Source organism: Oerskovia jenensis, assembly GCF_016907235.1.
GTDB classification, from domain to species: Bacteria; Actinomycetota; Actinomycetes; order Actinomycetales; family Cellulomonadaceae; genus Oerskovia; species Oerskovia jenensis.
This window is the reverse complement of record NZ_JAFBBO010000001.1, coordinates 1,237,715-1,251,060: the sequence shown is the minus strand read 5'-3', so window position 1 is coordinate 1,251,060 and position 13,346 is coordinate 1,237,715. Positions and strand designations below refer to the sequence as shown.

Sequence of the window (13,346 nt, the reverse complement as noted above, 5' to 3'; positions counted from 1 at the left end):
TGCGCACGTGAACGAGGCGCGTCCCCTCCGCGGGGACGCGCCTCGCTCGCGTCTACGGCCCGTCCCACGCGTAGGCACGCACGTAGTCGACGAGCATGCGCGCGGGCAGGGGCGTGCTCTCGTCGGGCGGGCCGGGCCAGTCGCCGCCGACCGCGAGGTTGAGCAGCAGGAAGAACGGGTCGTCGAAGACCCACGGGTCGTCGCCGACGTCGGCAGGACTCTTGCGCGAGAACTCGACGCCGTCGACGTACCAGGTGATCGAGCCGGGGGCCCAGTCGACCGTGAAGGTGTGGAAGTCGTCGGCGACCTCCTCCCCGCCGGGGAGCGTGAACGACTCGTGCACCGCGTCCGCTCCCGAGTACCCGGGACCGTGCAGGCTTCCCCACACCGTGCCCGGCTCCTTGCCGACGTTCTCCATGACGTCGATCTCGCCGCTCGCGGGCCACGGCTCGGTGGTGAAGATGTCCTGCCCGAGCATCCAGAACGCGGGCCAGGTGCCCTGTCCGCCCGGGATCTTGATGCGCGCCTCGAAGCGCCCGTGCTGCTGGGCGAAACGGTCCGCGGTGATGAGCCGCGCGGAGGTGTACTCGCAGCGCCCGTAGTGGCACCACAGGTCGCCCGGGTTCTCCCGACGGGCCGTGATGACGAGGTGGCCCGCGCCGTCGGTCGACGCGTTGCTCGGGCTGTCGGTGTAGTACTGCAGCTCGCGGTTGCCCCAGCCGCTGCCGCCCGTCTCGAGGCGCCAGCGGGACGGGTCGGGCGGGGCCCCTGGGTCACCGTCGAACTCGTCGGTCCAGGTCAGCGGCCCGGGTGGGGCTCCCATGCTGGGAGCCGCGGTCGAGGGCCCGGACGCAGGCGGCCCGACGGCGGCGGCCGCCAGGGTGGCGAGGCTCGCCACGACGAGCACGGCGGTCAGCAGCAGGGTCGGGCGGGCGGTCGGTCGCGGGGAGGGGCGCATGTCACTCCTCGCAGGTCGAGACGTCCTCGGCGTAGCGCAGCCACGACGGGAGGTCGGCGACGAACGCGTCGCGCACGTCGGGGGCGCCCGCCGCGCGCCAGTCGACGTCGTCGTCGATCTCGATCTCGTACTTGTCCCACTCGAACCAGTTGACCATCTTGAGCTGGGGGAACCGCTCGTGGGTCTCGGGGGAGAAGACCTGCCGCCACCAGGCCCGCTTGATGTCGAGCTCGGCGGCACCGCCACGCGAGGGCGTGTAGATCGCGGCGGTCTCCGGGACGGCGACCGGGTGCCCGTGCTCGACGCCGTACACCGTGTAGAAGTCCGGCACGGCGGCGTCGTCCCCTGCCGTGCCCACGTACGTGCCCGTGAGCATCGCGAGGAACTTGCCGTCCTCGGGGACCTCGTTGTTGCCCCACGGGCGCTGGTTGCCCCAGTGGTAGAGCGAGACCCCGACCCAGTCCACGGCGTCGTCCCCGGGGAAGTACGGGAGGTAGCTGTCGTCCGTCATGGTCAGGGTGCCGTCGTGGTCCGTGTCGAGGGCCGCGTAGTCGGCCGACCCCGGCAGGGCCGCGAACTGGCCGCCCGTGAACGGGTACCCGCCGCCGTAGTTGGGCGCCCACATCATGGCCGTGCCCGGGGCCTCGGCGTGGACCGCGGCCGCGACCCGACGGAACGTCTCGACGTACGCCGTCGGCTGCTGGCCCCACGCGTACCAGGAGCCGTTCATCTCGTGCGCGAACCGCAGCACGACCGCGACCCCCTGCTCGTTGACGTCCCGCAGGTCGGTGGCGAGCGTCGCGATCACCTCGTCCGACATGGCCGCGAGGCCCGCGTGCGGCTCGAGGGTCAGGAGGAGCACACCTCCGTTGGCCTTCATCTGGGTGACCGCGCTGACCGTGTGCTCCCAGGTCTCGCGGTCGTAGGGGACGTCGGAGAACTGGACCGCGACGGCCGGTGCGTGGCCGAGGTAGGTCCGGTGCTCCTCGAGGGTCTCCGACGCCCAGTCGAGGTTGACGCCCAGCAACGTGCCGTCGTCGGGCACGACGCTCGCCGCGTCCGCGGTGCAGGTCCTCGTCGCGGGCGCCTCCTGCGCGGCGGGCGGGCCCGCCACCGCGAACCCCGCGCCGACCGCCCCGACGGCCGCGAGCATGACCACGACGGGCGTCACGAGACCCGGCCGCCGACGGCGGCCGCCCGTGCCCGGGAGGTAGAACGTCATCAGGAGGCCCTGGACGCGAGCAGCCCCCGCGCCTCGTCGTGACCGCCGTAGATCCGTGCGACGGCGTCGAGACCCAGCGCCGTGAAAGCATGCCGGAGCGCGGTCGACGCACCGAAGAAGCGCAGGTCGCCGCCGCGCGCACGGACCACGCGCAGCAGGTCGAGCAGTCCCGCGACGCCCGACGGCGAGACGCCCTCGACGCCCGAGACGTCGAGCAGGACGAGCACGGGCCCGTCGGCGACGGTCGCTGTGACGGGGGCGCGCAAGGACAGGACGGCGGCGGCGTCGAGCCGCCCACCGGTAGGAAGGTCGACGCTGGTGACGGGGTGGCTCAGGGTGAGGACGGGTGCGCTGACGAAGGCGGCCATGGCGAGCTCCTGGGGACGTGGCGGACGGTGAGGTCGAGCGGGACTGCCGTCGGTTCGAAGGCGGTCGGAGAGGTGTCGTCGGTGCCCCCTGGCCGGTCGAGCGAGTCGCCCACGGCCTGGGCCGCGAGGAGCGCGACGGACGGGGGCACGGGATCCGTGACCGAGTCACCGGGTCCCGTGTACCGGGCTGCGCGCAGCGCGGCGGACAGGAGGGCGAGGTCGACCGCGACCCAGCCCAGGGTCAGGTACGTGGCCGAGGCCGGGGCCTCACCCGCGAGCATCCGGGCGACGCCGATCGCCGAGGCCGCGAGCAGCACGACCGTGGCCGCGACCTGCGGCAGCACGTGCCGGTAGCCCGTGCCCGTCGTCTGCCGGGTCTTGGACGTGACCGAGAACGCGACGTGCCGGCCGAGGAACACGGCCGACGCCCCGGAGAGCGTGGCGGCGATCCACGTCGGGAACAGGGCGAACGACATCTGCTGTCCACGCCACAGGCCCCGGCTGCCCCGGCCCGAGAGCTGGAAGAGCAGCTGGCAGGCCACGAAGAACGGGACGAAGTGGAGGAAGAAGAGACGCGGGTCGGCGTGCAGCGGGAAGACCCCGACCGTCAGGAACAGCACGGGGGCCGACAGGTAGACCAGGGCCGCGAACCCGCTCAGATAGCTCGTCATGGTGCCCAGGTACATGAGCCTCTGGGCGAGCGTGAGCCCTCGGACCAGGAGCGGGTTGTCGCGGAAGAACACCTGCATCGAGCCGGTCGCCCAGCGCAGACGCTGCGAGAGCGCGGTGCCGACGTCGTCCGGGGCGAGCCCGCGCACGAGCACCTCGTGGTGGTAGACGCTCGTCCACCCCATCGCGTGCAGGTGCATGGCCGTGGCCATGTCCTCGGTGATGGTGGTCGTGTCGAGCGGGTTGATCGTCAGGGCCTGGTCCGTGCGAGCCACGTCGACCAGCTCGAGGACCTCGTCGAGCTCGGCGAGCAGCTCGCCCGCGACGTCGCCCGGGAGCGCGGTGCCTCCCGCCGGGCTGGCCGGCCCGCTGGGAGGCACCGCGCTCCCGAGCTCGGCGGGCACCCCCAATGCCGCCGTCGCGCCGGACGCCCCGGACGCCTCGGGCGCCTCGGACGCCTCGGGCGCGAGGGCGAGCGCCGCGGTGAAGGCGGCGCGCAGCTCGCCGGTGATCTCGGTCAGGACGTCGCCGCGCCGGAACTGCCCCTCGGCGCGGCGCACCGCGGCCAGGGCCTGCTCGGCCACGGGCATCGCCGCGGGCTCGCGCACCGCGAGCTGGCTCAGGAGGTCCTGGAGCCGTGACCTCCCCGACCGGAGCGCGGCTCTCATGGCGCCGCGCGCGTCCCGGGAGAACCGGGTGAGACCCAGCGCCATGAGCGCCTCGCGGCGCAGGACCGCGTTCGACCCGCAGAAGAACGCCGCCCCCCAGCCGTCCTTGCCCTGCTGGATCGGACCGTAGAAGAGCTCGGCCTGGGTGCCCAGCGGGTCGCTCGGCGGGACGTTCCAGAAGTGCTGCGGCGTCTGGACGAACGCGACCTCCTCGTCCTCGAAGTACCCCAGGACCCGGTCGAGGAACCGTGGCTCGGGCACCTGGTCGGCGTCGAGGATCGCGACGAGGTCACCGCTCGTGCGGAAGAGCGCGTTGTTGACGTTGCCCGCCTTGGCGAAGCGGGGACGTCCCTCCCACTCGGGGCCGCGCGTGATGTACCCGATCCCCACGCGGGACGCCGCGACCTCGAGCTCGGGCCGGTTCCCGTCGTCGAGGATCCACGTCGCGTGCGGGTACGTCATGTCACGCGCCGCGATCGCGGTCCGCAGGACCAGGTCCACGGGCTCGTTGTACGTCGTGACGAACACGTCGACGCTCAGGCCGCGGGGGGCCGGGGGAGCCGGTGCCCGGCGCTTCGCGTTCCACATGGTCAGTGCGTACAGGACGGTCTCGCCCAGGCTGTACGTCTCGGCCAGGACCAGGGGCACGGCGATCCACCACGCGTCCCAGGCCACGGTCCCCGTCCAGCGCCACCCGATGTACACGAGCCCGAAGGCCACCGCGACCACGGCCAGGAGCCGTACCGCGGCCAGTCTGCTGCTACCCATGCGTTCTCCTCCGCCGGACGACGAGAGACGGCAAGTCGGGACCGGGTCGACGTGCGGCGAGAAGATCGGCGCACGGCGGCTCGAGAGCGGCGGCGGCGATGACGTCGGGACGGGCAGAGACACCCCTGCGTGCCTGTCACGACGGCGGGTGGTCCGGTCGAGCGGGACCCCCGGTGGTGTCGTGCCTCGAATGTAGAGCGGGTGAAGTTCGCAGCGGAAGCGCTGCGCGGGGCGGTCTGCGAGGTTCGTCCGGTCTGCGCCCACATCTCCACAGGCCGGCAACCTGGCGGTAACGCTGGGTCACACGCGCTCGCGCCCCGTTCACGCGCAGGTCATGCGCGCCGGGCCGTCGGCGGGCGCTCGAGCCCTCGGTCGGGGGCGTGCGGGTCGCTCGCGTGCTCGGTCGATCGGCGCGCGGGCGCGGTCGGTCGGGACCGCTCAGGCCAGGCGGGCTGCCCGGCGGGGCGCGGCGACCGCACCCGTGATCGCCGCGATGATCTCCTCGTAGCTCGTGCCCGGCCCGGAGAACGACCCGTTGTTGCGCCCGTGGCGCAGCACCTCGATCCGGTCCGCGACGGCGCGCACGTCGGTCATGTTGTGGCTGATGAGGATCACGGCGTGCCCGAGCTCTCGCAGGCGCTCGATGTGGGTCAGCACCTCGGCCGTCTGCGACACCGACAGCGAGGCCGTGGGCTCGTCGAGCACGACGATCCGGGGGGCGCCCAGGAGCGTGCGGGCGATCGCGACGCTCTGGCGCTGACCGCCCGACAGGTCGGAGACGAGCGTGCGCACCGAGGGGATGCGGGACGTGAGGTCGCGCAGGATCCGGCGCGCGTTCTCCTCCATCGCGGCCTCGTCGAGCCGTGGTCCGCGGTGCAGCTCGCGCCCGAGGTAGAGGTTCGACACGACGTCGAGGTTGTCGCACAGCGCGAGGTCCTGGAAGACGGTCGCGATGCCGAGCGCGTGCGCGGCTGCCGGGTTCGGGATGGTGACGGGGACACCGTCGGACTCGATGATGCCCGCGTCGGGGACGAGGACGCCCGCGATGACCTTGGCGAGCGTCGACTTGCCCGCGGCGTTGTCGCCGACGAGCGCGACGACCTCGCCGCGGTGCACCTCGAGGTCGATCCCTTCGAGCGCGCGGACCGCGCCGAAGGACTTGTCGATGCCGTGCAACGACAGTGCGGGGAGGGCGGAGCGGCTCACGTTCTGTCACCTGTTCGTGCTCGGGCGCCCTCGGGCGCCGTCGTGCCCGCCACGTCGTCGTGGCGAGGCGGTCGTGCGGTCGCGGTCATGTGCGGTCTCCCTGCGAGGCGGGGCCGGCTTCCCCTGCGGCGACCAGCCCGACGGGGCCGGGCGCCCCGGGAGCGAGGCGGACGTCGCTCGCGACGTCGGTCGACTGGAGGGCGAGCGCGAGCGCGCCCATGACCTCGGCGCGCGCGCCGAGCTCTCCCAGCACGACCTCGACCGGGGCGATCGTGTTGGGGACGAGGTGGCGCCGGACCGCGTCGCGCAGGGGACCGGCGAGGATCTCGCCGGTCTCGGCGAGCTCGCCCCCGACGACGATGACCTGCGGGTTCATGGCGCTCGCGAGCGTCGCGACGGCGATCCCGATGCGGTCGCCCGCGTCGGCCACGACGCGGCGGCACCCCGGGTCGCCGTCGAGGGCCCGGGAGATGACGTCGCGCAGGGTCAGGTCCCCGTGGCTCGTGCGCAGCAGGTCGAGCAGCGCGTTCGACCCCACGATCGTCTCGAGGCAGCCGCGGTTGCCGCAACGGCAGATGGGACCCGCGGGGTCGACCTGGACGTGCCCGATCTCCCCGGCCGTCCCCGCGTAGCCGCGGTGGACGTGCCCGCCGACGACGACGCCGGCGCCGGTCCCGTACGAGACCCGGACGAACACCGAGTCCCGGTAGGCGCGCGCTGCCCCGAGCTCGGCCTCGGCGAGCGCGGCGAGGTTGGCGTCGTTGTCGACGACGACGGGCCTGGCCAGTCGCTTCGACATGACCTGGCCGATGTGCAGGTCGTCCCAGCCCCGCATGATGCCGCGGACCGAGATCATCCCGGTCGAGATGTCGACGGGGGCGGGCAGGGCCATGCCGACCGTGAGGAGCTCGTCGGTCGAGGCGCCGATGCGTTCGAGGAGGTCCATGACGAGCAGCGCGGCGCGGTCGAGGCCGGTGTCGACGCGGTGGTCGACGGGCAGCGGCATCTGCTGCTCGGCCACGATCGTGCGGCCGAAGTCGCCGAGCGCGACCTTGAGGTGGCGGTGGCCGAACTGGATGCCTGCGACGAGGCCGAGCTGTCGCGCGAGGGTGACCTTGAGCGCGCGGCGCCCCGAGCGCGAGGTGGGTCGGGTGTCGACGACCCCTGCCTGGGTCAGCTCCTTGACGATGGTCGAGACGGTCGCCGTGGACAGTCCCGTGGCCTCGGCGAGCTCGACCTGGGTGAGGCCGCCGTAGCGCTTCACCGCATCCACGATGCGTGTTCGGTTCGCTTCTCGGAGTGAGGTCTGCGAGCCGGGCGTGGACCGGTCGTTGTTCACAGGCAGCAGCGTACACGCTGGTGAGGGCCGGAGAACCGAGGCGACACGGGGGTTTTTGGCGGGGGAGCGAGTGGTACCGCTCCCACTCTGAGTTTGAGTCTCGAACACAATTAGGTCACGAACTGATTACTGCGCTTGACGCTCGAACTCAAGCCTGGCTAGTTTCGCTGCAGTGCCGACCGAGGCCACGCGGATCCCCCTCCGCGGCTCGGAGGTATCCCGGGCCTCGCAGGCGAGGCCCGCCCCCGGTTCGAAGACGAAAGGGACATGACGATGACGTCTATGCGCAAGGCGGTCGCCACCGCTGCCGGAGTGACTCTGCTGTTCGGTGCTCTCACGGCCTGCAGCTCGGAGCGTTCGGGTGGAGAGTCCGGCGGTGGAGAGACGGGGTCCGACACGCCCCTGATCGGCATCGCGATGCCGACCCGCAGCCTCGAGCGCTGGAACAACGACGGCGCCCACCTCGAGGAGCTCCTCGGCGACGCCGGCTACGAGACCACGCTCCAGTACGCGGACAACAAGGTCGACCAGCAGATCACCCAGCTCCAGAACATGATCAACCAGGGCGCCGACGTCCTCGTCATCGCCTCGATCGACGGCACGGCGCTCGGTCCGGTCCTCGACGCCGCCGCCAAGGAGGAGATCCCGGTCATCGCGTACGACCGACTCATCAACGACTCGGAGCACGTCGACTACTACGCGACGTTCGACAACGAGAAGGTCGGCACGCTCCAGGGCGAGTTCATCGCCGAGAAGCTCGGCCTCGAGGGCGGCGCCGGGCCGTTCAACCTCGAGCCCTTCGCCGGGTCGCCCGACGACAACAACGCCCGCTTCTTCTTCAAGGGAGCCTGGGACGTCCTGGCCCCCTACGTCGAGTCGGGTCAGCTCGTCGTGCCCTCGGGCAAGGCGCCCGCGACGGTCGACGACTGGACCACGATCGGCATCCAGGGCTGGGAGTCCGCCAAGGCCCAGTCCGAGATGGAGAACCGCCTCAACTCGTTCTACACGGACAAGAAGGTGAACGTCGTCCTGTCGCCCAACGACTCGCTCGCGCTCGGGATCGAGCAGGCGCTCGAGGGCAGCGGCTACACCGCCGGTGAGGGCTGGCCGCTCGTCACGGGCCAGGACGCCGACGAGGCCAACGTGAAGAACATGCTCGCGGGCAAGCAGGCCATGACGGTCTGGAAGGACACCCGCACCCTCGGCGACCAGGTCGCCAAGATGGTCCAGCAGATCGTCGACGGCGAGGAGGTCGAGGTCAACGACACCGAGACCTACGACAACGGCGTGAAGGTCGTGCCGTCCTTCCTCCTGGACCCGCAGGTCGTCACCGCCGACACCGTCCAGACGTCGCTCGTCGACTCCGGCTTCTACACGGCCGACAAGCTCGGCCTCTGACCGGACGCACCGTGCCCGGCCCCGGGACAGCAGTCCCGGGGCCGGGCACGGTCTGCGCAGCACGACGGGCGAGACGGTCGTCCCACCGCGGCACCACCGCGGTGACGGGCCACCACGGAACGGACGAGTGAGGAGCTGACCCATGGCCAGCGAGAGCAACATCCTCGAGATGCGGGGGATCACCAAGGAGTTCCCCGGCGTCAAGGCGCTGCAGGACGTCACGCTGGACGTGCGGCGCGGCGAGGTCCACGCGATCTGCGGGGAGAACGGGGCCGGGAAGTCGACCCTGATGAAGGTGCTGTCGGGCGTCTACCCGCACGGCACCTACGACGGCACGATCGTCATGGACGGCGAGCCGTGCGAGTTCAGGACCATCCGCGACAGCGAGGCGCGCGGGATCGTCATCATCCACCAGGAGCTGGCGCTCGTCCCGCACCTGTCGATCGCGGAGAACATCTTCCTCGGCAACGAGAAGGCCTCCGCGGGGATCGTCGACTGGCACCGCACCACGAGCGAGGCCGCGGCCCTGCTCGAGCGTGTGGGCCTGTCCGAGAACCCCGCGACCAAGTCGATGGACATCGGTGTCGGCAAGCAGCAGCTCGTCGAGATCGCCAAGGCGCTGTCCAAGCGCGTGGACCTGCTCATCCTCGACGAGCCCACCGCGGCGCTCAACGACGAGGACAGCGCCCACCTGCTCAAGCTCATCGACGAGTTCCGCAGCCACGGGATCACCTGCATCATCATCAGCCACAAGCTCAACGAGATCGCCGCGATCGCCGACCGCGTGACGATCATCCGCGACGGCGCGACCATCGAGACCCTCGACCTGCACGGCGCCGAGCCCGTGACCGAGGACCGCATCATCCGCAGCATGGTCGGACGCTCGCTCGACAGCCGCTTCCCGGAGCACGAGCCGACCATCGGTGACGAGGTGCTGCGCATCGAGGACTGGACCGTGCACCACCCGATCGACACCGACCGCGTCGTCGTCGACCACGCGAACCTGCACGTGCGGGCGGGCGAGATCGTCGGCATGGCGGGACTCATGGGTGCCGGGCGCACCGAGCTCGCGATGAGCGTGTTCGGGCACTCGTACGGGGCGAAGATCTCCGGGACCGTCTACAAGAACGGCGCGCCGATCAGGACGCGCAGCGTCGCCGAGGCCATCGGTCACGGGCTGGCGTACGCGACCGAGGACCGCAAGCGGTACGGCCTCAACCTCATCCAGACCATCCGGGAGAACATCTCGGCCTCGGCGCTCGGCAAGGTCTCGCACTGGGGAGTCGTCGACTCGCAGGCCGAGACCCAGGTCGCCGAGCGCTACCGCACGGACTTCCGGATCAAGGCGCCCACCGTCGAGGCGATCGCCGGCAAGCTCTCGGGCGGGAACCAGCAGAAGGTCGTCCTGTCGAAGTGGGTGTACTCCGACCCGGACGTCCTCATCCTCGACGAGCCCACGCGCGGCATCGACGTGGGCGCGAAGTACGAGATCTACGCGATCATCAACGCCCTCGCCGACGCCGGCAAGGCCGTCGTCGTCATCTCGTCCGAGCTCCCCGAGCTCATCGGCCTGTGCGACCGCGTCTACGCGATGAGCCAGGGCCGGATCACGGGCGAGGTGGCGCGAGCCGACGCCACGCAAGAAGCACTGATGCACTACATGACCATGGACAAGGGAGTCGACGTCCGATGAACGCCGTCAGGGAATACCTCGGCCGCAACGTCCGCCAGTACGGCATCGTCGCGGCACTGCTCGTGATCGTCCTGCTCTTCCAGGTCCTCACCGACGGGCGCCTGCTCTACCCGAACAACGTCGCGAGCCTCATCCAGCAGAACGCCTACGTGATGATCCTCGCGATCGGCATGGTCATGGTGATCGTCGCCGGGCACATCGACCTGTCGGTCGGTTCGGTCGTCGCGTTCGTCGGCGGGCTGTGCGCCATCATGATGAGCCAGTGGGAGCTGCCGTGGCTGCTCGCCGTGGTCCTGTCCCTCGGGGTCGGGGCGCTCGTCGGGATGTGGCAGGGCTTCTGGGTCGCGTACGTCGGGATACCGGCGTTCATCGTGACGCTCGCGGGCATGCTCATCTTCCGCGGGCTCGCGATCGTCCTGGTCGGGACCACGGTCGCGGGCCTGCCCAGCGGCTTCATCGCGATCAGCAACGGCTCGGTGCCCAACTGGTTCGGGTTCGTGGGTGACCTCGACGTCGTGACGCTCGCGATCGGCGCGATCGGGATCGTGGCGTTCGCCGTGGCCCAGTGGCGCTCGCGGATGTCGTTGCGTCGCCACGAGCTCGCGGTCGAGCCGCTGCCCGCGTTCGTCGTCAAGATCGTCCTGGCCGCGGTGCTCATCGGGGTCGTGACGTACTGGCTGTCGCTCAGCTCGGGCGGTACGCCGATCGTCCTGCTCATCGTGGGCATCCTCATCATCGCGTACTCGTTCGTCCTGAACCGCAGCGTGTTCGGTCGCCACGTCTACGCGATCGGCGGCAACCGCCACGCGGCGGTGCTCTCGGGCGTCAACTCGCGCCGGGTCGACTTCGGCATCTTCGTCAACATGGGCGTGCTGGCCGCGGTCGCGGCCGTCATCACGACCTCGCGTGCCGGTGCCGGCGTGGCCGCGGCAGGCATGAACTACGAGCTCGACGCGATCGCCGCGTGCTTCATCGGCGGCACCGCGGTCGCGGGCGGCGTGGGGCGCGTGTCCGGCGCCATGATCGGTGCGCTCATCATGGGCGTGCTCAACATGGGCCTGTCGATCATGGCGGTCGACGCCGCCTGGCAGCAGGCGATCAAGGGCCTCGTCCTGCTCCTCGCGGTCGCGTTCGACCTGCTGAGCAAGAGGCGTGCCGCGCTCTCCTGAGCCGGCATCAGGAGGTGACGGGGGAGGGCGCACACCCTCCCGCGTCACGGACCAGCGGGGTGCACGCGGTGGGGACCGCGTGCACCCCGCTGCGTCGTCCCGGGCCCGACGGCGCCGCTCACCCAGCGCGCAGGGCCCCGCCTGCCGCGGGCCCCGGCCCCGCCGAGGGCGGCTCGCCCGCCCACCGGCGGTGACGCTCCCGCCCTCCGAGGACGACGGGGAGGGTGACGTACCCGCCCGACGCGAGCTGCGCCGTCGGGCCGGCGGGCGACCACCGCGTGACGACCGCCACTGCCGCCCCGCGCGGACGTGGGCTAGGATCGTGCACGTCGCGACTGGCGCACCCGCGCCCCGCTCACGCCGCCCCCCGGGGAGGCCGCGGGACGGACGGGAATGGTGGATCACCACCGGGGAGCGGCATGCTGTGTAGACGACGGGTCGTTCGCCTGGGCCCCGGGTCGCCCCCTGTGGGGAGCGTGCCCGGACGGGGCATGCCCTCCCGCGAGACCGTCATCCGCAGACGCACCCAAGGAGACGCATGAGCGCCCAGCCGGACAATGTCCTGAACCAGTCCCTGCTCGAGGTGGACCCGGAGATCGCCGCGGTCCTCGACGGGGAGCTCGCGCGCCAGCGCGACACCCTCGAGATGATCGCCTCGGAGAACTTCGTGCCGCGCGCGGTCCTGCAGGCGCAGGGCTCCGTCCTGACGAACAAGTACGCCGAGGGCTACCCGGGCCGCCGCTACTACGGCGGCTGCGAGCAGGTCGACATCGCCGAGAACCTCGCGATCGCCCGCGCCAAGTCGCTGTTCGGTGCCGAGCACGTCAACGTCCAGCCGCACTCGGGAGCGACCGCGAACGCGGCCGTCCTGCACGCCCTCATCAACAAGGGCGACAAGATCCTCGGCCTCGAGCTGGCGCACGGCGGCCACCTCACGCACGGCATGAAGATCAACTTCTCGGGCAAGCTCTACGACGTCTCGGCGTACGGCGTGGACCCGCAGTCGTACCGCATCGAGATGGACGAGGTCCGCAAGACGGCCCTCGAGGCGCGCCCCGACGTGATCATCGCGGGCTGGTCGGCGTACCCGCGCCACATCGACTTCGCGGCGTTCCGCGAGATCGCGGACGAGGTCGGCGCCAAGCTCTGGGTCGACATGGCGCACTTCGCGGGCCTCGTCGCCGCGGGCCTGCACCCCTCCCCGGTGCCCTTCGCCGACGTCGTGTCCTCGACGGTCCACAAGACCATCGGTGGCCCGCGCTCGGGCTTCATCCTCTCCAAGGAGGAGTACGCCAAGAAGATCGACTCCGCCGTGTTCCCGGGCCAGCAGGGCGGCCCGCTCATGCACGTCGTGGCCGCGAAGGCCGTGTCGTTCAAGATCGCGGGCTCCGACGAGTTCAAGGACCGTCAGGAGCGCACGCTGCGCGGCGCGAGCATCATCGCGGACCGCCTGGCCCAGCCCGACGTCGCCGAGAAGGGCGTGTCCGTCCTCACGGGCGGCACCGACGTGCACCTGGTCCTCGTGGACCTGCGCCACTCGGAGCTCGACGGCCAGCAGGCCGAGGACCTCCTGCACGCCGTGGGCATCACCGTGAACCGCAACGCCGTGCCGTTCGACCCGCGCCCCCCGCGCGTCACGTCGGGCCTGCGCATCGGCACGCCCGCGCTCGCGACCCGTGGCTTCGGGGACGCCGAGTTCGCGGAGGTCGCCGAGATCATCGCGGCGGCCCTCAAGGCCGGTGTCGGCGCGGACGTCGAGGGCCTGAGCGCTCGCGTACGCAAGCTGACGGCCGACTTCCCGCTGTACCCGGGACTGTCGCAGTAGCTCACGCACGACCCGCTGAGTGCGGAGTACTTGTCGTGGATCCGGCCGATCCACGACAAGTAC

General features: G+C 71.4%; 10 protein-coding genes and 1 riboswitch. Of the genes, 4 read left to right on the top strand and 6 right to left on the bottom strand.

What is annotated here, in order from left to right:
* Positions 1–52 precede the first annotated feature (52 nt).
* The 6 genes from JOD49_RS05615 to JOD49_RS05590 all read right to left on the bottom strand — a co-directional run bounded on the left by JOD49_RS05615 (position 53) and on the right by JOD49_RS05590 (position 7,198).
* On the bottom strand, positions 53–958 hold the full coding sequence (locus JOD49_RS05615) for a glycoside hydrolase family 16 protein (protein ID WP_205306321.1): 906 nt from the start codon (positions 956–958) through the stop codon (positions 53–55).
* Between the two features lies 1 nt (position 959).
* On the bottom strand, positions 960–2,180 hold the full coding sequence (locus JOD49_RS05610) for a glycoside hydrolase family 26 protein (protein ID WP_205306320.1): 1,221 nt from the start codon (positions 2,178–2,180) through the stop codon (positions 960–962).
* The gene (locus tag JOD49_RS05605) at positions 2,180–2,548 is read right to left on the bottom strand and encodes an STAS domain-containing protein (RefSeq protein ID WP_205306319.1); all 369 of its coding nucleotides are present in this window, start codon (positions 2,546–2,548) and stop codon (positions 2,180–2,182) included. The genes JOD49_RS05610 and JOD49_RS05605 overlap by 1 nt, the downstream gene beginning before the upstream one ends.
* Positions 2,512–4,653 (bottom strand): glycosyltransferase family 2 protein, encoded by a 2,142-nt coding sequence (locus tag JOD49_RS05600; RefSeq protein ID WP_205306318.1) that lies wholly within the window; start codon positions 4,651–4,653, stop codon positions 2,512–2,514. The genes JOD49_RS05605 and JOD49_RS05600 overlap by 37 nt, the downstream gene beginning before the upstream one ends.
* A gap of 438 nt (positions 4,654–5,091) precedes the next feature.
* Positions 5,092–5,859 carry an ATP-binding cassette domain-containing protein gene (locus JOD49_RS05595; protein WP_205306317.1) on the bottom strand — a complete coding sequence of 256 codons (768 nt, stop codon included), beginning with the start codon at positions 5,857–5,859 and terminating at the stop codon, positions 5,092–5,094.
* Between the two features lie 85 nt (positions 5,860–5,944).
* Entirely contained in the window at positions 5,945–7,198 is a 1,254-nt protein-coding gene (locus JOD49_RS05590; protein ID WP_205306316.1) for an ROK family transcriptional regulator, read from the bottom strand.
* A 273-nt stretch (positions 7,199–7,471) separates the two neighbouring features.
* Between JOD49_RS05590 and chvE the strand changes: the two genes are divergently transcribed.
* The 4 genes from chvE (at position 7,472) to glyA (ending at position 13,283) form a co-directional block, all read left to right on the top strand.
* Positions 7,472–8,596: a multiple monosaccharide ABC transporter substrate-binding protein gene (chvE, locus tag JOD49_RS05585; protein ID WP_372441354.1), complete on the top strand. Its 1,125-nt coding sequence runs from the start codon at positions 7,472–7,474 to the stop codon at positions 8,594–8,596.
* 142 nt (positions 8,597–8,738) lie between these two features.
* Complete coding sequence (gene mmsA / locus JOD49_RS05580; protein WP_205306314.1) at positions 8,739–10,289, top strand: multiple monosaccharide ABC transporter ATP-binding protein; 1,551 nt, start codon at positions 8,739–8,741, stop codon at positions 10,287–10,289.
* The gene (gene mmsB, locus JOD49_RS05575; RefSeq protein WP_205306313.1) at positions 10,286–11,458 is read left to right on the top strand and encodes a multiple monosaccharide ABC transporter permease; all 1,173 of its coding nucleotides are present in this window, start codon (positions 10,286–10,288) and stop codon (positions 11,456–11,458) included. Before mmsA ends, mmsB begins: the two co-directional genes overlap by 4 nt.
* A 368-nt stretch (positions 11,459–11,826) precedes the next feature.
* Positions 11,827–11,917, top strand: a riboswitch (ZMP/ZTP riboswitch).
* 79 nt (positions 11,918–11,996) lie between these two features.
* A complete protein-coding gene (glyA, locus tag JOD49_RS05570) occupies positions 11,997–13,283 on the top strand; it encodes a serine hydroxymethyltransferase (RefSeq protein WP_205306312.1) in 1,287 nt (428 codons plus the stop codon).
* The last annotated feature ends 63 nt before the right edge of the window (positions 13,284–13,346 follow it).